Below are 18,781 nucleotides of genomic sequence, written 5' to 3'. Positions count from 1 at the left end.
CCGAATTCAGATGTCTGCTACGATTCGGCAGGAAAGGAAGTCCGCCCTCCCCGAATTGAACGGGGGACAAGCCGATCTACAGTCGGCTGCTCTACCAGGCTGAGCTAAGGGCGGGCACCTCAACGTAGCACCGCTGTTGGACTTAAGGGTTACTCATCGTCGCCGTCAGTCGGTCCGGTTCGTTCTCTCGGGCGATGGCTGTTCGTCGAGAACCGACAGGAACTGTTCTGCCGCGCGGTCGATGTCGGTCTGGACGGCCTGCAGCTCGGGGATCGTCTTCTGGTTGTACGCGCGCTTCGAGCAATCGACGTGGTCGGGAACGATGGCGTGGGCACGTTGTGAGAGCTCCGCGAGTTGTCGCTGCCGTGGACGCGCTCGCCACTCCGGTAACGCGAGGCGTTCGACCGTCGACTTCGAGAGACTCGATTTCCCGCCCGAAGAGATGGTACGGAGACAGCGCTGGTACGGTGCCGAATTGAGGAGCGCACAGAGGTAGTGCGCTTCGTCTTCGTCGTCGGTCCCGACGAACATACAGTGATCGCCGGGTATCACGGGCTTCTCACCGACGAGGGGGTCGGAAACTGTGGAGACGACCGTGAAGTGCGGCTTGAAACCGAGCCGGCACCAGACGACTTTGTACGTCGACCACGTGTACGAGCCGAGCCCGAAGAGCGAGTAGAACGGCCCATCGTCGAACCACGACGACCCGCGATCGGTGAGCCGTTCGCGGTGCGCGTCGAGGTACGCGTACGTCGCCGGCGCTTCCTGCTTGAGTTCGCGTTCGTTGTCCTCGCCCGCCTGTCGCTGGGGGACGAGTTGCAGGTCGTGGCCGAACAGCCCGTACTTCACGATGTGTTTCGATTTCAGATACGGAAAGACGTGCTCGGATTCGAGTTCCTGCTTCTCGATGGTCGCCCGGTCGAGGGCATAAACCGCCTTTGCGTCGTCTTTCACCCCGTGACGGATGCGATACGGACTCGAACCGAGTGCACTTCGTTCGGCGTCGGCGCGGATCCACGGTGACGTCGGGTCCTCGGGGTCTGCGGGTACGAGACGCGTCTCCGCGCGGTCGAACGAGGCCCGCATCCGCGCCAGCGACTCAAACGCTGACGTTCCATCGGAGCGGTCGACGTCGCGAGCCGACGTCGTCGCCGGAGCATCCGTCCAGCGACAGGTCGGAATACCCTCGTCAGTCGGGAACGGTGATCTGCCGTCGTCGGGTGAGAGACGAAGTGAAAACAGCGCGGTGCCCGCATCGACGTCGGTGAACGGTGACAACGAGCCGAAGTCGTGGACGCGATCGTACGTGATCGATCGATGACCCACCTGCGGCCGACGGAGACGTGCCCCAGCGGGTCCGGTGAGGAAATCCCGTTTGAGGACGAGTGCAGCACGACCACCATCACGGAGGAGCTGGTGGAGACACGTCAATGCGTATGGCACGGAGAGGTCGTCGTTCGCGTATCCGAGTCGGGCGTCGGCGCCGGTGTGGTCGAACAGTTCGAGTCCGGCTTCTTCGAACGGTCCCGCTCGCCACCGGTCTTTCGCGCCCTCCGGAAGCGAATCCCAGGTCAGCCACGGCGGATTCGCGAGGAGGACGTCCGCGCGCCGACCGTCGAGCGGAGGGTCATCTGCGGTCGCGTCGGCTGCATCGCCGAGAACGACCCGGGGTGCGACGGTCGGCGACCCGTCGGCGGCGGCGAGCAACGGTCGCACGGCGAGCACCAGCGCCAAGCGCGAAGCACGGACGGCTGTCGGTGAAACGTCGAAGCCGCGGACGGCATCGAAAATGGCCTGGATGGGTGTCCCGTGACTACCGTCGGCGTTCAGTGAGTTCTCGGCGAGAGCGTCGACGTACCGGGTCGCCGTCGCAGCGAGAAACGCACCGGCGCCACAGCCGGGGTCCACTACGAGCGGGAGGTCGGCAGGTGGTCGATCGGCAGCGATCGACGTCTCGTGGTGGGCTGGTGTCTCGTCGTAGGCTGGTGTCTCGTGGTGGGTTGGTGTCTCATCTCGGGTCTGCGTCCCGTCGTGAGGGGATCCGGCGTCGAAGGCAGAGTCGACGGCGAGTGCGGCGAGTCCCTGCGGTGTGTCGTAGCGGCCGAACGCTCGACGGGCGAGCGGCGAGACGCACTCACGGTGGAGGAGTGCGACGTCCCGACTCGAAGCCTCGCGGGCGAAGGTAGACGCCTGGGTGTCGAAGTCGCATCCTGCGTCCGCGGTTCCGGTGTCGAGATGGGGTGAAATCGACTCGTGCACGGCCTCGAAATTCGGCGTGAACGGAATCGCGGCGTCCGCGGCGAGCGAGCGTGTGACCGTGCACTCGAACTCTCGTTCGACCGCATCGAGGATCTCGGTGAGGAGGTAGTCGAACGCGAGCGTTTCGACGAACAGGTCGCGGGCGACGTCGGCGGCCGATCGGGCTACATTGGCGGTGGATCGGTCGGCGCCGCCCGTGGTTCCGCCGCCGTCGACGGGGGATCGTTCGCCGCCTGCGGCCGCGAGAGTGGCGAAGACGTCGCCGTGTCGCTCTCGAACGTACCGGTGCCACGCCTCGAACGCGTCGGCAACCGGGGGATCCGAGAGCGAATCCTGAAGTCGTGAGCGGTATCGAGCGAGGCGCTCGCTGTCGGCCAGGTGGCGCGCGCACGCGGCGGTGTCGACGTCCCGGCGCTGGTCGGCCATCGGCTGCTTACTCCTCGCCGTTTGCGGCGGGATCGGTCGTCGCGGGCGAGGCCTCGGATGCCGAACTCTCTCCGTCCGATTTCCGGGTGCTGCGGTCCGTCTCAGTCACGCGGATACCCTTCTCGGCGAGGTGGCGCATCTGTCGCTGCGCGAAGTCTTCTTCCGAGGTTCCGCGGGTCGCGAGCACGTACACTTGCGATCCGCCAGCAGGACGCATCGTCCGGCCGGCGCGCTGTGCTCCCTGCCGGCGAGACCCACCGAGTCCGGAGGCGACGATGGCGAGTTCCGCGTTCGGGAGATCGATCCCCTCGTCACCGACGCGCGAGACGACGAGGGTTCGGAGATCGCCCGCGCGGAACGACGCGAAGACGCGCTCGCGACGGTGGTGTGGCATCTCTCCGCTCACGAACGGCACGTCGAGCGCGTCCGCGAGGGCTTCGCCCTGATCTAGCCAATCCACGAAGACGAGCGTCCTCGCGTCCGGGTGTGCGTCGAGGAGCCGCCGCGTTTCGTCGATCTTCTCGGGATTCTCGGCTGCGATCCGGTGTCTGTCGCGGCCGTCCGCACTCGCCCACTCGTTCCGGGCGAACTCCTCACCCCAGGGCACGTATCGGATCTGTACTTCGGGCTCTTGAACGTACCCTGCCTCGAAGAGCTTCGACCAGTCGGTGCCGATCGGGCGTCCGATGAGCGTGAAAATCTCCTTCTCTTTGTCGTCTTCGCGCACCGGCGTCGCCGACAGTCCGAGCCGATGTTTCGTCTGGAGGTCGGCGCTACGTCGGTAGATCCGCGAGGGGATGTGATGGACCTCGTCGTAGACGACGAGCCCCCACCCGCGGGAGTCGAACAGGGAGCGGTGACGGTCCATCCCCGCCGTCTGGTAGGTCGCGATCGTGACTGGGTTGATCTCCTTTTGCCCGCCGTGGTACTCACCGATCTGCTCTTCGGTGAGCGTCGTGTGTTCGAGCAGTTCGGCACGCCACTGTGCGGCGAGTTCCCGCGACGGGACGAGAATCAGCGTCTCGCCGCCGACAGCCGCGAGGACGCCGATGGCGGTCACGGTCTTGCCCGCGCCGGAGGGGCCGACGAGGACGCCGGAGCGCTGATCGAGGAAACGCTCGACCCAGTCGGATTGGTACTCGCGCAGGTCGACAGTCAATTCCACGTCGAGCGGTTCCCCCGTGTCGAGGTCGCGGTCGTCTTCGACGGGGTAGCCCGCTTCGTAGAGGATCCGCTTGATCTCGGCTTCGGCGCCGTCGCGAACCCAGCTCTGCGTATCCGAAATCGGCGCGACGAGCTGTTCGTCGTCGAGTTTCTGCCGCGCGACGTTGCCCATCAGGCTCTCGGAGGCGGCTTCGAGGACGACGTATCCGTCTTCGTGGGTGAACAGGCGGAATCGGTTCGCGCGTTTCCACTGTGATTCGACCCACTCCTCAAGCGGGGGTGACCGCCGCGGGAGCACCGACCGCATCAGCGACAGCAAGTCGGCGAGATCGTCGAAAGGGGCTTGCCAGACGTCCTCCTGGCGGATCTCGTAGATGTAGCCGCGGGTGCCGGTCTGCCGGTCAGTGGTCGACCGCGCCCGCTCGCCCGTGGAGTCGACGAGGTGGGCGAACTGTGAGAGTTGCGCGCGGGTGTACTGCGTCGGTTGATCGACCACGATCTGTCGCCGTTCCGGGAACAGCACGATCCGCTCGCGCTCGGCGAGTTTCGTCCACTCGCTCGGGAAGTAGACGATCGGGTCCGTCTCGACGTTCACCCGTTCGACCGCCCCGTCGTCAGTCAGCGCATCGAGATCTGCGGCGGCGGCCGACTGCGTCGTGTCGAGTCGGCGTGCGACTTCCGAGGCCGTCACGACCGGACGGCCCTCCGCCTCCAGTACGTCGTGGAAGCGATCGAGATCGACGTTAGCAGTAGACGTATCGGCGTCGTGAGACTCGTCGGTGTCGTAAGCGCCGTCGGTGTCGTGAGAACCGTCGGCAGGCGTCGCTTCGGGAGACGCCCTCTCCGGTGCAGTTGGCCCGCCAGTCCCCTCCTCTTCCGTCATTGTCTCTCGGGACGGTCCCGACCGGGAAACGGTTTGCGACTACGTGGGTTCGAGTCCGGCTGTTAGCGTCGACTCGAAGGGGACAGGCGAAGAGTGTGTCCCGAAAACGGCGCCCACGTCCGTCAAAGCCACCCACACCGTGTTTCCGGTGAAATGCCCGCGAACTGGGTCCGGCGAACACCGTGTGAAGGTGAATCGCGAACACCGAGTTTCCGGTGAAACGGTGAACTGGGACCCCCCCTTCGAGATAGGAGTCTCGACTTGGTGGACGAGATCCTCAGTTTCTCACGGGAACACACCGTGTTTCCGGTGAAACGCCAAGAAGAATCGGATCCGAGGCCGACTATTTCAGATTGAGCGTGATTAGAGCGGCTTGAGTTGATAGCTATCTCCAATTTCTCCGCTAACCATATCGTGTAGCCCCGAAAGACCGCAGACCTCACTCGCGATGTCGAGAACAGTCGAAGTGTGGCGAATTCCACGCGGAGACACACCACGTTTCCGGTGAAACCCGCTGGTAGTCCCCCTCGTCACGAGCGACGACGACCACGCATCCGCGCGTACCGAACCAATATCTGTCCTCTATAAAGCAACAAATATATACTAGATACTCGTCACCGTCCATTGACCCCAATCGAAAAGTTATAAACTAGCTTCATCGAAGTAATTCGATCGGAAACGGACCCGAGACACCGCGCCGCTTTTTCGAGCAGGTATCGGACGGACGCTCTGAGAACCCCACAGCGATACGACCAAACTTGTTCGCCGTAGAATACCGATAGCCGACGATCCCACGTATTGGCCTGTCTCAGTGCGTATCTGCGTCCTCGCTTGGGAAGTACCGTTGTCGGCCAGATTCTAACGCCTCGCCACACACCGTGTTTCCGGTGAAACTCATCCTCTGTTTCAACTGGACCTCCCCCCGGTATTTCCCCCGTTCACCGGAAACGTGGTGTGTGTGTCGTCCGGTAGTCTGTCGAATCAGTCGCCGTGCCCTGTCGGAACAACGTGGCCGTCATCCGTCTGGCATAACCGTACGAAGATGCCCAGTACCCCGGATGTCGCGATGCTTCCCGAGAACGTGTCCGACAGTATCACCGTCGAACCGGGGGAAATAACAACGCATTTCACCGGAAACCCGGTGTCCTGTAGTATGCCGAACACCAGCGACGACCTCTTCACCCGAGAGGACCCCATCTTCTCCAACAAAGAGCTCTTGGAGATCAACCACCTTCCGGGGGAGGGACGGATCGTCGGTCGCGACGACGAAATCTCTGATCTGGCGGCGGCGGTCAATCCGGCGATCTTCGGTCAGAGTCCGAGCAACGTTCTCATCTACGGCAAGACGGGTACGGGTAAGTCGCTCTGTGCGAAGTACGTCTCACAGCGGTTGGTGGAAACCGCCGGCGAGGAAGACGTGAAAGCGACGTTCGCCTACGTCGACTGCGCACAGGACACGACCGAGACGCAAGCGGTCCAAACCATCGCGGATGGCGTCAACGAATCCGAAGTTACCGGAATCAAAGTCCCGGACAAGGGACTCAGCACGTCGACGTACTACAAGCGGCTGTGGCGAATCCTCGATGCACAGTACGATGTCGTCTTGATTCTGCTCGACGAGATCGACAAACTCTCCGACGACGACATTCTGATGCAACTCTCGCGGGCGGGGGAGGCCGGCAAGATCGACCAGTGCAAACTCGGCGTGATCGGCATCAGCAACAAGATCCAATACAAAGACCGGATGGACGAACGCGTCAAATCCAGCCTCTGTGAACGCGAGTTCGTCTTCCCGCCGTACGACGCCAACCAACTCCGAAACATTATGCAGGCGCGGTCGGACGCCTTCCGCGACGACGTCCTCGACCCCTCGACGATCCCGCGCGCGGCAGCGCTCGCAGCCAGAGAACACGGTGACGCCCGCAAGGCGATCGACATTCTTCGGTACGCCGGTGAGATCGCTCAATCGAAGGGCGCACAGATCGTCCGCGAGGAGTTCGTGACGCAGGCTCGCGAGCGTGCGGAGACCGATCGCTTCCGCGAACTCATCCGCGGGTCGACGCCGCACTCCCGGTACGTGTTGCAGGCCCTCGCGATCCTCTCGCTGTCGAGCGAGCGACAGGAGGGATTCCGAACGAGTCGCGTCTACGAGGTCTACGAGAACATCTGCGACGGCCAGGGCTCGGATACGCTCTCGCTACGTCGCGTCCGCGATCTGCTGAAAGAACACGCCTTCCTCGACATCATCGAGCAGTCCAAACACAGCGGTGGGAGCGCCGAGGGGAGCTACACGAAGCACCAGCTTCTGGAGGATCCTCAAGTGGTCAAAGACGTCCTGACCGAGAGCGACGACGTCTGACCGGACTTTGATTCTGAGTACACTGTCGACATCGTCGACTCCGGCGACGGACCGTCACTCCACGAGGAGACCTTCGACATCGGCGATGGAGTCGAGGACGTAATCGGGATCGACGTTCACGTCGGCGATCATCTCACGGTCGGTCACGCCCGTAAGCACGAGGACGGTGGTCATCCCGGCACGGTCGCCCATCCGGATGTCCGTCTCGATTCGGTCGCCGACCATCAGGCAGTCGCCGGGATCGACGCCGACCTCCCCGAGCGCCGTCTCGACCATCGTCGCGGACGGCTTCCCGAGCACCTCGTCGACGGTCTGTCCCGTCACGCCTTCGATGGCGCCGATCATCCCCGCGGCGTCCGGGATCGCACCCTTCTCAGTCGGACAGGTCCGGTCCGGATTCGTCGCCAGGAACGGCGCACCGTCTTCGAGCGTTCGGAGCGCGGTCTCGAGCGTGTCGTAGTCGAAGTGGCGGTCCATCGATGCCACGACGATGTCGCCCGGTGTCTCTGTCACTGTCGTGACGCCCGCCTCCCGGAACTCCTCGAGAAGCGGGGCTTCGCCGACGACGAACGCCGCCGCAGAAGGGAAGCGCTCGCTGACGTACTGGGCGGTTACCCACCCGGAGTTGACGACGTCGCTGCGCTCGACGTCGATGCCGAGTCGTCGCAACTTTTCGCTGTAGTCGCCGCGGCGCGCGATGGCCTTGTTCGTGAGGAACAGCACCTCTCCGACCTCCTCGCGCAGCAACTGCACGGTCTCGCCGGCACCCGGGATGAGTTTGTCGCCCAGATAGACTGTCCCATCCAGGTCCAAGATCGCGGCCTCGTGCTCGGCGATGCTCATTGGCCGTCCGGGACTGTGTGCCCGGCGAGCGCCCTCCGGTCGTCGGGCGCCTCCGAGGCCTGTACGGCCCACCTATCCGACGCTGACCGACGGAGCTGTTTGGTTACTGGAAGTATGATATGCATCAATAAAGAAATTGATGACCAAATTACAATAATCTTTGGCTGCGCTAGCGCTCGGCCTCGACGTACGGGTTCGGCGCCACCGTGGCGCTGATCTCCGTCTGCGTGTGCGATTCGACTTTGGGGTTCGGCGATTCACCGCCCGGTTCGCCCCACACCAGCGTCACCTCGGTTCCAGGTTCGCTGTACTCCTCGTCGACGAGTGCCAGCGACAGGACGGCACGCTCGTTGTAGGTGTAGCCGAAGTACTTCGAGAGACCGACGGTCTCACCGCCTCTCAGGACCTCGTCGTAGTGGAAGACCGCCCAGTAGGGCATCGAGAGGTCGAAGTACTTGTACGTCTCTCCGTCTCGCAGTAACGACGCAAACAGGTCGATGACGTCGTCGTCGTCCCAGACGAGCGTTACTTTCTGGCGCTGCGACGCCTCTGCCATTTCCGCGAGCGCGTCTCTGCCGGGGAAGTCGCGGGCGAAATCGACGAATCGTTCGTATCCGAGTTCGATCGGATTCAGGTAGTACTCGGATACGTCGTCGGCGGCGAAACTCCCGCCGAGCGTGCTGCTCGCCTCGTAGCTGTCCCCGTCCAGCCACTCCCGATACTCCGCCATCTCGTCGCCGAAGATCGCGGGGAGCGGACGGGCGATCCAGCCTTTCTCAGAGCCCTGCGCCTTGTAGCTCTTCTCGCCGAGTTGGCGGAGGCCGTGGTCCTCGCCGGCGTCGAGGATCGTCTTTCGAACGGTCTCGCTCGCCTCCCACGGCCCCCAGATCTCGAAGCCGACGTCCGACGCCATCGAGTGTTTCAACGCGCGCACGTCGACGCCTGCGATCGTCACCTCGTCGAAATTGAAGAACGGAATCTCCGGGAGCGACCCCTCGACTGCGGCTCTCATCACGTCGAGTGCGTTCGGCCCCTGTAGCTGATACCGGAAGGTTCTGTGCGGTTCGTCCTTGTCGTGATACCGCTCGTCCGCTGTCGCGACCGCGTCGTAATCGCCCGTTTCGAGGTTGTACTCGACCCAGTTCGGCGCGATCGGTGTGCCGGTGAGTTTCAACCGCTCGTCGTCGAGGTAAAACAGGATCGCGTCGCCGATCAGGTAGCCGTCGGTGTTGCAGGCGACGAACTGTTTGGCCTGACCGGGCTCGAACCCCTCGAAGTCGTTGGCTCCGAGGTCGACGAAGACGGCCAGCGCGTCGGGCCCCTCGACGTAGAGGTCTTTCTGGTGGTGAGAGAGGTCCGACAGGCTGCACGTCTCTCGCCAGCTCCGTTCCTCCTCGATCCAGTTCGTGTGCTCGCTGGGAACCGGATAGGGGTGTCGTCCCCGGTTTTCACGGAGCAAGTCCATCGGACTACCTGCCGCGTCCAGCGCGTCTTCGAGGCTTGGATCAGTCATTTGCCCAACAAACATCTTCTCGGGTCGTCATCTTAAAAATTACCTCCAATCTGGGTAGTGACAGTAAATAAGTGGCGCTAGATGGCACTCGGCGTCCCCCCACAGCCATCTGGCCGCTCTTCTACATCCATCTGGCCGCTCTTCCACAGCCATCTGGTCGTTCCTCCCCAGTCACTTGGTCGAGCGGATGACGTGGAGCGTCTCCGGATCGAAGCCGACCGACAGGGTGTCGCCCGTCTCGACGTTCGTCAGCGACCGATCCAGTTGGAGTGTCAGTTCTTGGCCGTCAGCAAGCGTCCCCGTCGCCTGGATGTGCTCGCCCTGATAGAACAGGTTCGTCACTTCGACGGCGGCGTCGCCTTCACCGTCGCCGACGCGGATGTCGTCCGGGCGAACGAGAACCGTCACGTCGCCGCTCGACCGGAGTCCGTCGGGCGCGTCGACGTCGCCGAATCCGAACGAGATCCGCCCGTCCGTGACCGTCGCATCGAGCAGATTCGCGGTGCCGATGAAGCCCGCGACGAACTCGTTTGCCGGCTCCTCGTAGATCTCGGCCGGCGTGCCGATCTGTTCGAGGTGGCCGTCGTTCATCACGGCGATCCGATCGCACATCGACATCGCCTGCTCTTGATCGTGCGTGACGTACAACGTCGTCACGCCGAGATCGTCGAGCAACTGGCCGAGCTCTTGCCGTAGGGTCTGTTTCAGCTTCGCGTCGAGCCCCGTCATCGGCTCGTCGAGCAGCAGAATCCGGGGCTCGATCGCGAGCGCGCGGGCGAGGCCGACGCGTTGCTGCTGGCCGCCCGAGAGTGTCTGGGGGTCGCGGTCGGCTAACTCCTCGATGTCGAGGAGTTCGAGTAGTTCACGCGCGCGCTCTCGGCGTTCAGCTTTGCCGACGCCGTGCATCTTCGGCCCGAACGTGACGTTCCCGAGCACGCTCATATTGTTGAACAGCGCGTAGGACTGAAAGACCAGGCCGACGTTTCGATTCTCCGGCGGGACGGGCGTGACGTCCTCGTCGTCGTAGCGGATCGTCCCGTCGGTGGCGGTCTCGAAGCCGGCGACGAGCCGGAGCGCCGTCGTCTTGCCACAGCCGGACGGGCCGACGATTCCCATCACTTCGCCGTCGGCGATGTCGATCGAGACGTCGTCTACGGCGACTGTCGAATCGAAGCGTTTCGTGACGTTTTCGAGTGAGACTTTTGCCATTCGTTAGACCCTCCGAATCGTCCCTCTGTTACCGACGATCTGCAGCGAGATCGTGACCAGTGCGATGAGCAGGAAGAACACCGAGACGGCCGCGGCCGCGTTCAGGAACGAGGCGTTCGTGATGTTGTTGAACAGGAAGATCGCGAGCGGCGGCGTCCCGCGAGAGTAGACGATGTACGAGAAGTTGAACTCCGCGGCCGCGAGCGTCCAGGAGATGATCGAGCCGGCGATGATGCCCGTCCGGGCGTTCGGGACGATCACCGTGAGGAACGTGCGCGGCCACGACGCACCGAGCGAGCGGGCGCTCTCTTCGATCTGTTGGAGATCCATCGACTGAAAACTCGACTGCACCGCCATCACCATATACGGCGCTTTCAGTAGCGAGTAGCCGATAATCAGGGCGATGCCGGACGTCGAGAGGTCCGGGTACGTCCGGAGGAAGGCCACACCCAGGATGATCCCGGGCGCCAGCGGGAGAATCGCGAAGACGTTGACCCAGTCTCGCCCCCAGAAGTCGTAGCGTGCGACCGCGTACGCGATCGGCACGCCGACGATGAGGTTGATGACGACTCCACCGAGAGCGAGCCCGGTACTGTACGCCAGCGAGGACCCGACTGCGACGTCGGCACCGACGCCGGTACCGACGATGACGTCTTCCCAGTTCTGTATCGTGACGAAGCCGCTGGGGAAGACGCCGAACCAATCGGAGGCGAACGAACTGACGAACGTCATCACGACCGGGAACGCGAGGAAGACGAGCGTCAGCACCAACACGAGTTTGACGACTGGCCGGCCGAAGCGGGCAGAGAGGCTGCCCCGTTGGAATCGTTCGGTCATATGCTCACCTCCGCACTGGTGTACCGAAGTGCGAACACCGTGAACCCGAACACAAAGACGAACCAGATCGTCGCCATCGCCGAGGCCTGCGCGATGTTGAAGCCCTGGGCGAGTTCACGGTCGATCTGGAGCGTCCAGACGAGCAGCCCCTTCAGGATCAGGACGGTTCCGAAGATGGCGAGTCCGGTCCGGAACACGAGGATGAACGCGCCGATCAAACCCGGTTTGATCTGCGGGAGCGTCACGTAGCGGAACGTCTGGAGGGGCGTCGCTCCCAACACGCGGGCCGCCTCCTCGGCGTCCGTGTTAATCTCCGAGTAGGTTCCACGGAGCAACAGGAGCGCGCGCGGGATCATCGAGTAGAGGTACGCGAAGAACAGCCCCAGCACGCCTGTCGAGATGGCAACGTCGATCCGCGATTGCCCCGACAGGAACGCGAGGAGGTTGGTGAACACGCCCGTGTTTCCGAACAGGATGATGATCATAAACGCCGCGACGATCCCGGGGAGGCTGTTCGGGAACGACAGGATCGTCAGGATCACCGACTTCGCGGGGAGCGCGTACTTTTCGAGCGCGTGCGCCACGGGGACGGCGATGCTGATCGACGCGACCGTCGTCGCGGCCGCGAACCACAGCGTGTTGAAGGCGATGTTCCGATAGTACGGATCGTTCACCATCGTCCGATAGTACTCGAGGGTGAAGCCCTCGGTCACGAGCCGACTTTCGGAGAAACTGATTCGAAACATCTCCGTCAGCGGGAAGACGCCGGAGAACACCAAGAGCACAGAGAACGGCAGACAGAGGGCGACGATGCGCCGTATCTCCCGCTGTCGCTCGGACGTCGGGGACACTACCGATCCGACGGCGGTCCGGACCGCACCCGTCGCCCGCGTGCCCATCGATACTTGATCGGCCGCCATCGCTTACAGGCTGGCTCCGCGCGTGATGTCCTGGATGATCGTCTCCTGGTTTTCGACCAGCGCCGACTGATCGACAGTGAACTGTGTCTTGTCGTATCGGCTCTGCGGCGGGAATTCGTCGGGCATATCCATCTCCGAGGCCCGGATCGGCCGCGCGTACGCCTTGAGGAACTTCCGCTGGCCTTCCAGCGAGAGCACGTAGTCCATGAATTTCTTCACCGCCTCTGGATTCGGTGCGTTCGCCAGCATCGCGTAGCCGTACAGCGCGTTGAACGCGCCGGCCTCCCCGTTCGGCCCTTCGAGGAGCGCGACGCCGACGTTCTCCTCGGCGATGTCCTCGACGTTGTACTTCAGATCCAGCCCCGAGTAGTCGTAGCGGATGAACGAGCCGTACTCGCCGCTCGTGAACTGCGCCAGGAAGTTGTCGGTGAACTCCGCACCCCCTTCCTGGATCTCGTTGTAGTAGTCGATCACCGGTTGGACGTCGTCGAGGGACCCGCCGTAGGCGTTGTTGATCGAGAGGGCCGCTGCGAGCCCGACGGCCGCCTGCGGCGTCTGCAGCGCGAGGTCCTGCATAATGTCTGGGTGCTTCAGGTCCTCCCAGGTCTGCGGTTCGTCGAGTCCGCGCTCCTCGAAGAGGTCCTTCCGGTAGGTGAGCGCCGTCGTCACCTTCCGCGTCCCCGTACAGTGGCCGTTGTCGGTCTTCGCGCTGTCGGGGACTTTGTCCCAGTTCGCCGGCTTGTACGCCTGAGTCAATCCGTCCTGCATCGCCTGGATTGCGTAGGTGTACCCGCCGTTGAACGCCGAGTGCGTGGGGTTCTGCGCGTGCGAGCGGGCGTCCTGTAGCGCCTCACCCGACGACCGGTCGTCGTCGTTGAGCTGGACGCCGTACTGCTCGTTGAACGCCTGCATTACCTCCGGCCAGTTCATCCACCCCGACTGAACCGCGTACACGTACAGTTTCTCGTCGGTCGGGAAAGCGTCCGAACAGACGGTCGTCTGGGAGTCGCCGTAGCCGACCTCGTAGGTCTCACCCGAGCAACTCCCGCTCCCCCCAGAGGTGCCGTCGCCTCCCGTACCCGTCGTCCCGCCGGTGTCGCCGTCCCCAGTACCGCTTCCACTGTCGCCGCCACTGAGGCACCCAGCGAGACTCCCGCCGAGGACTGCACCGCCCGATGCGAGGATCTTGCGTCGCGTCGCGGAGTCTTTCATTGAGAACATAGCTACCAGCAATAAAGGTATTGACGAGAAATTGCAATAAATCTTTGGTGAATAAATATAATACATAGGTGTATGTTACTCGGCATCTCCGAAAATAGCGCTATTAATCGCTGAGACGGTCATTTATTCGTTCAGTACACAATGTTACCGGACGATATTTTGCGGCAGTCGGCTGTCTTGAGGATTGCTCGCGTTGCCGTGCTCCGTCCACTGCTGTTCCAGTGTATGCATCTGAAACCGCCTTGGACTCTCTATCGCGTGAAATAGCCATTTCTAAATAGGTTATTTGTGGCTAGCCTATCGAAGATAAATATCACCGTGTGCCGTGGCACCTGACGACGGCGTCGACGACGTCGCCCCAGTTCTGGTACGCCGTCTCGGCTGCACTCGCGTCCCCGGACGGCGTGAACGCCCGCCCGGTCGGTTGACAGGGCGCGAGGTCGTCGAGCGAATCCCACACGCCTGTCGCGAGACCCGCCGCGAATCCCGCGCCCAACGCCGTCGTCTGCGTCACGTTCGATCGAACCAGTCGCCGATCGAGGAGATCCGCCTGCCACTGCGCGAACTCGTCGTCCTGGATTGCGCCGCCGTCGACGAGGAGGGGACGCTGTTCGATTCCAGTCGCGGCTTCGGCCGCTTCGAGGACTGCCCGCGTCCCGAACGCGATCGCCTCCACGGCCGCTCGCAGTACGTCGTCGGGGTCGGTTTCTCTGCGTAGCCCGAACACTCCCGCCCGGAGGTCCGGCACCCAGTGGGGTGCACCGAGACCGCCGAAGCCCGGAACGAGCTGCAGATCACCCGGCGACTCCGTGCTATCGAGTTCTGCGAGTCCGCCCGCGTCTTCGAGCAGCCCGATCGTCCGGAGCCACTCCAACACCGCGCCCGTGGCGAAGACCGGCCCTTCGAGCCCGTAGCGTGGTTCCGCACCCGCCCGCTGGAACCAGACCGTCGTCAGAAGGTCGCCGTCGGCCGCGACCGGATCGCTCCCGGTGTTCTGCAGGAAGAAATTCCCCGTTCCGTAGGTGACTTTGGCGTCGCCCTCGCCGCACGCGACTCGTCCGAGGAGCGCCGCTTGCTGGTCGCCCATCACGCCCGTCACAGGAACGGCAGCGTTGAGGATCCCGTTCGGATCGGTCGTGCCGAACCCCGACGGGTCGCTGGAAGCGTGTACCGCAGGCAACGCCGCTCGCGGCACGTCGAACAGGTCCAAGAGGTCGTCGTCCCACTGCAACTCGTGGATGTCGAACAGCATCGTCTGGGCCGCGTTGGTGACGTCCGTCGCGTGCGTGCCCGTGAGATTGTAGAGGAGCCACGAGTCGACGGTGCCGAGAAGCACCTCGCCGGCTTCCGCCCGTTCACGGAGGCCGCTCTGGTCGTCGCTGCCGCGGTGCAGACGGCTGCTGCCCTCTTCGTGGTGGTCGCCTTTGTCGCCGCACCGACCGCGACCGTGATCGAGGAGCCATTTAGCGTTGGGCGCGGCGAAGTACGGGTCCGGTTCGAGCCCGGTTCGCTCGCGGATCAACCGTCGCTCCTCGTCAGTCAGTTCCGTGATCTGCTCGGTCGTCCGCCGGTCGCGCCAACTGATCGCGTTCGTGACCGGCGTTCCGGACTCCGCCTCCCACAGCAGCACCGTCTGGCGCTGACTCGACACGCCGAGCGCACGCAGCGCACTCGCCGAGTCGACATCGGCCTGCACCAGTCCGCGCCGGATCGCGTCGGTCGCACAGCCCCACAGTTTGAGGGGGTCGTACTCGACGCGGTCGCCCTCGCGTGTCGTCGGACGATGACTGGTGAACGCCTCCGAGGTCGGATCGCCGCGTTCGTCGAAGACGACGAATCTGGTTCCGCTCGTCCCCTGATCCAGCGCGCCGATGTAGGTCGTGCTCATCCGCCTTGCAGTGCGGTAAGCAGTCGGGGGGCGAAGTTCAGCGCGACGCCGCTCGGTCGTCGCCCGGCCACCTGGGCGCCGACGGAGACTTCCCGCCGTTCCAGAACGCCGAACTGCGCGAGTTCGTACAGTAGTCGTTTGACCGTCCCGTGAGTTAGGTCGGTCCGCTCGGCGATCTGCTCGGCCGCGGTCTCGATCCGCGCCTCGCCGTCGAGTGAGAGTTCCAGTAGCTGGTCGAGAACCAGTCGTTCGTTGTCCGAGAGTGCCAGCACTTGCCCGATCGGGACGCCGTCTCTCGGTACGGCCGCTCTCCCGGCGTCGATGTCCTCGTCGCGGAGCCGCGTTGCCCCGTCGGTTTCCGCGTTGCTCGCGGCGAGGAACAGGGCCGCGAGCGCGTTGTGAGCGTCGCCGTCGGCCCAGTCTGCAAGTCGCTGTGCGTGGACGTGATCGAGTGTCTGTGAGAGCCCTCGCGACCCGCGGACCGTCAGGATGTCGACGAGTTCGTACGTGTACGCGGGCACGTGGATCTGCTGTTCCGGCATCGGGAGCGACAGTTTCTCGGGCGGCGTCCGCCCGACACCGATCCACGCGAGGTCTTCGAACGGCTCGAAGAACGTATAGAGGTCCGCCAGATCGACTGTCGTCTGTTCTCCGAGGTGATCGACGGCGACCAGTACGGTTTCGCTCGCGGCCGTGACAGTCTCGATCCGCTCGCGCAGCGCATCGGTGCTCACCCCGCGTCTCGGGACCGACTCTACGAGGAGACTGTCGAGCAGCTCCCGATAGAGTCGAAAGCGGCTCGCGGCCCGCCGTGCGTCGAGATAGACGACACGGACGTCGTCGCGGTCGCTTCCGCTCCGGGTGGCAGTGTAGAACGAGTCGTGGGCACCCATCTCCGTATCGAGCACCGATACGAGCGCGGTCACGATGGCCGACTTTCCGGAGCCCTGTGGTCCCCAGACGTAGGTGTTCGGCGGCACGGCGTGATCGAAAAGTGGGTCGATCGCGTCCAGTAAGGCCTCGAAGAGGGTTTCTCGGCCGACCGGCTCGGAGAGATGCATCGCGGGGTTCAGCGAGTCGCGATCGACGATAAGCTCGTTGTTGCTGCTCCGGTTTCGGCGGCGTTCGATGCGTTCTGTGAGATCCATAGGACTCCCTGACGCTATGCAGTATACACGGGAGTGTGGGTAAAACACTTTTTCCCGGTTGCAGGGCGGTTTCTCCGGATTTAGTCCCACTCTGTCGCGTTCGCTCGAACGCGTGCGAACGCCTCAGTCACCCACTCGACGAACCCGGCTTCTGCACTGTCCGCACTCGCAACGAGGTTTCCGTGCTCGTCGTAGGCACCCAGATAGGCGTGTCCGTCGACGAGGAGGAGTCCGAACTCCAGCGGCTCCTGTGACACGTACAGCGTGAATCCGTCCAGGCCTTTCGCCCGCTCGAGCGACTCCGGATACTCCGTAGCGGAGGTCTGCAGCACGTCCTTATCGACGATTAGTTCCACCTGGGTCTCCGGTCCGATGACGCTGCCAGCAGCCTCGTTGAAAACGCGGCTCACGATCGGTGTAACCCCACGGAACTGCTCTACGGGTTCGTCTCCCACGATGGCGAGAAACCGGTCGATAGGTGCGTGCGGATTCTCCGCTGTCGACTGGGCGTACGTCGTCCCCGATAGCGTCTCACACTCTATCTCCTCGGCGGTCCCACGCAGATTCGAGAGGAGATGCTCGAAGCGGTTGGCGACGTCCATACACTCCTCGAACTCGTCGTAACTTCTCGCGACGAGTACCCCCGCACGCGTGAGACGATATCCGTCGCTCGTGGATACCTTCTCGGCCCACCCGCGTTCGACGAACGCCGTGACCGCACGCTGGGCGGTCTCGCGGGCACACGAGCATTCCGCAGCCAGTTCGCTCGGGCGGTGCTCGCCCGAACGAAGCGCTCGTAGCACGGCTATCCGGATCTCGGATCCGGTCAAAAACGCGACATCCTCGCGCGCGGTCATTCGATCAAAACGTTATACTGCGGTTGTCATTACGCTGTCGCTCCTCGTCGGCTCCCACTCGTCGGCGGCCGCCGCGTTGCGTTCCGGTTCGGGCCTGTTATCCGAGCAGGCCCAGATCGTCGATGCGCTTGACGATCTCTTCGACGGCGGTCTTCGCGTCGTCGGTCCGCTTCCCGCCGGTGATGACGATTTTTCCGGACCCGAAGAGCAGGATGACGACTTCGGGTTCGTCCATCCGGTAGACGAGACCGGGGAACTGCTCGGGCTCGTACTCGACGTCTTCGAGGCCCAGACCGATCGCGAGCGCGTTTAGGTTCAGGTTGTGACCGAGGTCGGCGCTGGAGACGATGTTCTGGACGGTGATCTCGGGGTCCTCGTCGACCGGGATGCTGAGGCCACGGAGCTTCTCGAAGATAATTCCGAGCGCCTCGTGGACGTCGTCGATGCTCTTTGCGCCCGTACAGACGATCTTCCCCGAACGGAAGATTAGGGCCGCTGCCTTCGGCTCCTGCGTTCGGTAGACGAGCCCGGGGAAGTTGTCCGGGTTGAAGTCGGCTCCGGGGAGGTCCTCGGCGAGAGCTTCGAGATCGAGCTCTTGGCCGATACCGGTCGATGCGACAACGTTCTGAATCTCGATGGAATCTGCCGGCGCACTCATACTCTGTCGGATTATCTCTGCCCTCCCTTATAAAGGCCCCCGTTATAAAGAGGGTCGGTTCGCTCGTCTCCGGCTATCCGGGAGTCGGTCGTTGCCAATTACTTGTTTCACGTGCGCTCGCGCGTGACCAGTCGTCGATCCCGTCAAAACACCAAGTGGTCGAACGTCCACTCTACTGGTACTCTATCAGAACGTTGTTAGACGAACACACATATCTAACACCATTTTTCGAAAATCGTTCGGAATCAACGGGGTTAAGTACAACCCACGCATCAGACAGTAATGCGAAGAACACTACGCGACTGCGGGCGGTTGAACTCCGTCCGCGCTCGCATTCCGACGTCCGTGGCGATCGACGCCGCGGGGCGAAACGGATTCAATGGGTTTATACCCATCCGACGTTTCGCTTGAGTCGGACACGGAATGAGGATTCCACCCCTGCGGTCCGCCGTACAGATGGGATCTGATGTTAGCCTTGATGGTTCGGTGACACCTGTCTGGTGTCCACTGAACCACGAACGGACCACGCAATGATATATGGTGATCTCCCTCTCTCCGAGAGGGAAATCCCGCCACACCCCTCTCCCACTATGGGA

Annotated in this window: 13 protein-coding genes and 1 tRNA gene; 1 reads left to right on the top strand and 13 read right to left on the bottom strand. The window is 63.2% G+C overall.

Features of this window, described 5'->3' with window-relative positions; genetic code table 11:
• Window positions 1–40: 40 nt before the first annotated feature.
• From RBH22_RS05085 to RBH22_RS05075, 3 genes are all read right to left on the bottom strand, one after another.
• Window positions 41–114 (bottom strand) — tRNA-Tyr (locus RBH22_RS05085).
• A 51-nt stretch (window positions 115–165) separates the two neighbouring features.
• Window positions 166–2,685, bottom strand: a complete 2,520-nt coding sequence (locus tag RBH22_RS05080; protein ID WP_256545131.1) for a type I restriction endonuclease subunit M — start codon at window positions 2,683–2,685, stop codon at window positions 166–168.
• A gap of 7 nt (window positions 2,686–2,692) precedes the next feature.
• Complete coding sequence (locus RBH22_RS05075) at window positions 2,693–4,732, bottom strand: DEAD/DEAH box helicase family protein (RefSeq protein ID WP_306676748.1); 2,040 nt, start codon at window positions 4,730–4,732, stop codon at window positions 2,693–2,695.
• Window positions 4,733–5,885: 1,153 nt separating this feature from the next.
• Here RBH22_RS05075 and RBH22_RS05070 point away from each other — a divergent pair.
• Window positions 5,886–7,091 carry an orc1/cdc6 family replication initiation protein gene (locus RBH22_RS05070; RefSeq protein WP_121570587.1) on the top strand — a complete coding sequence of 402 codons (1,206 nt, stop codon included), beginning with the start codon at window positions 5,886–5,888 and terminating at the stop codon, window positions 7,089–7,091.
• Window positions 7,092–7,145: 54 nt separating this feature from the next.
• Here the strand turns inward: RBH22_RS05070 and RBH22_RS05065 are convergent, their stop codons facing one another.
• From RBH22_RS05065 to RBH22_RS05020, 10 genes are all read right to left on the bottom strand, one after another.
• Window positions 7,146–7,934: an HAD-IIA family hydrolase gene (locus tag RBH22_RS05065; protein ID WP_306676747.1), complete on the bottom strand. Its 789-nt coding sequence runs from the start codon at window positions 7,932–7,934 to the stop codon at window positions 7,146–7,148.
• 169 nt (window positions 7,935–8,103) lie between these two features.
• The gene (locus RBH22_RS05060; protein WP_306676746.1) at window positions 8,104–9,447 is read right to left on the bottom strand and encodes a hypothetical protein; all 1,344 of its coding nucleotides are present in this window, start codon (window positions 9,445–9,447) and stop codon (window positions 8,104–8,106) included.
• A gap of 171 nt (window positions 9,448–9,618) precedes the next feature.
• On the bottom strand, window positions 9,619–10,656 hold the full coding sequence (locus tag RBH22_RS05055; protein ID WP_121570584.1) for an ABC transporter ATP-binding protein: 1,038 nt from the start codon (window positions 10,654–10,656) through the stop codon (window positions 9,619–9,621).
• A gap of 3 nt (window positions 10,657–10,659) precedes the next feature.
• The gene (locus tag RBH22_RS05050) at window positions 10,660–11,493 is read right to left on the bottom strand and encodes an ABC transporter permease subunit (protein WP_306676745.1); all 834 of its coding nucleotides are present in this window, start codon (window positions 11,491–11,493) and stop codon (window positions 10,660–10,662) included.
• Window positions 11,490–12,413 (bottom strand): ABC transporter permease subunit, encoded by a 924-nt coding sequence (locus RBH22_RS05045; RefSeq protein ID WP_256289742.1) that lies wholly within the window; start codon window positions 12,411–12,413, stop codon window positions 11,490–11,492. Before RBH22_RS05045 ends, RBH22_RS05050 begins: the two co-directional genes overlap by 4 nt.
• A gap of 3 nt (window positions 12,414–12,416) precedes the next feature.
• Window positions 12,417–13,634 carry an extracellular solute-binding protein gene (locus tag RBH22_RS05040; protein ID WP_306676744.1) on the bottom strand — a complete coding sequence of 406 codons (1,218 nt, stop codon included), beginning with the start codon at window positions 13,632–13,634 and terminating at the stop codon, window positions 12,417–12,419.
• Window positions 13,635–13,947: 313 nt separating this feature from the next.
• The gene (locus tag RBH22_RS05035) at window positions 13,948–15,522 is read right to left on the bottom strand and encodes an FGGY family carbohydrate kinase (protein WP_306676743.1); all 1,575 of its coding nucleotides are present in this window, start codon (window positions 15,520–15,522) and stop codon (window positions 13,948–13,950) included.
• A complete protein-coding gene (locus RBH22_RS05030; protein ID WP_306676742.1) occupies window positions 15,519–16,670 on the bottom strand; it encodes an AAA family ATPase in 1,152 nt (383 codons plus the stop codon). The genes RBH22_RS05035 and RBH22_RS05030 overlap by 4 nt, the downstream gene beginning before the upstream one ends.
• A gap of 80 nt (window positions 16,671–16,750) precedes the next feature.
• On the bottom strand, window positions 16,751–17,527 hold the full coding sequence (locus RBH22_RS05025; RefSeq protein ID WP_306676741.1) for a hypothetical protein: 777 nt from the start codon (window positions 17,525–17,527) through the stop codon (window positions 16,751–16,753).
• A 97-nt stretch (window positions 17,528–17,624) separates the two neighbouring features.
• A complete protein-coding gene (locus RBH22_RS05020; protein ID WP_089769931.1) occupies window positions 17,625–18,185 on the bottom strand; it encodes a TATA-box-binding protein in 561 nt (186 codons plus the stop codon).
• Window positions 18,186–18,781: the final 596 nt, after the last annotated feature.

Source organism: Halobellus sp. H-GB7, from assembly GCF_030848585.1.
In the GTDB taxonomy this organism is placed as follows: domain Archaea; phylum Halobacteriota; class Halobacteria; order Halobacteriales; family Haloferacaceae; genus Haloquadratum; species Haloquadratum inordinatus.
The sequence above is the reverse complement of the archived record's forward strand: the minus strand, read 5'-3'. Positions and strand labels throughout refer to the sequence as shown.

Bases quoted from the DNA above. Each gene is read 5' to 3' on its own strand.
- RBH22_RS05025 (WP_306676741.1), bottom strand. From the start codon at position 17,527: ATGACCGCGCGCGAGGATGTCGCGTTTTTGACCGGATCCGAGATCCGG.
- RBH22_RS05075 (WP_306676748.1), bottom strand. From the start codon at position 4,732: ATGACGGAAGAGGAGGGGACTGGCGGGCCAACTGCACCGGAGAGGGCG.
- RBH22_RS05040 (WP_306676744.1), bottom strand. From the start codon at position 13,634: ATGTTCTCAATGAAAGACTCCGCGACGCGACGCAAGATCCTCGCATCG.
- RBH22_RS05065 (WP_306676747.1), bottom strand. From the start codon at position 7,934: ATGAGCATCGCCGAGCACGAGGCCGCGATCTTGGACCTGGATGGGACA.
- RBH22_RS05060 (WP_306676746.1), bottom strand. From the start codon at position 9,447: ATGACTGATCCAAGCCTCGAAGACGCGCTGGACGCGGCAGGTAGTCCG.
- RBH22_RS05070 (WP_121570587.1), top strand. From the start codon at position 5,886: ATGCCGAACACCAGCGACGACCTCTTCACCCGAGAGGACCCCATCTTC.
- RBH22_RS05055 (WP_121570584.1), bottom strand. From the start codon at position 10,656: ATGGCAAAAGTCTCACTCGAAAACGTCACGAAACGCTTCGATTCGACA.
- RBH22_RS05020 (WP_089769931.1), bottom strand. From the start codon at position 18,185: ATGAGTGCGCCGGCAGATTCCATCGAGATTCAGAACGTTGTCGCATCG.
- RBH22_RS05080 (WP_256545131.1), bottom strand. From the start codon at position 2,685: ATGGCCGACCAGCGCCGGGACGTCGACACCGCCGCGTGCGCGCGCCAC.
- RBH22_RS05030 (WP_306676742.1), bottom strand. From the start codon at position 16,670: ATGGATCTCACAGAACGCATCGAACGCCGCCGAAACCGGAGCAGCAAC.
- RBH22_RS05035 (WP_306676743.1), bottom strand. From the start codon at position 15,522: ATGAGCACGACCTACATCGGCGCGCTGGATCAGGGGACGAGCGGAACC.
- RBH22_RS05050 (WP_306676745.1), bottom strand. From the start codon at position 11,493: ATGACCGAACGATTCCAACGGGGCAGCCTCTCTGCCCGCTTCGGCCGG.
- RBH22_RS05045 (WP_256289742.1), bottom strand. From the start codon at position 12,413: ATGGCGGCCGATCAAGTATCGATGGGCACGCGGGCGACGGGTGCGGTC.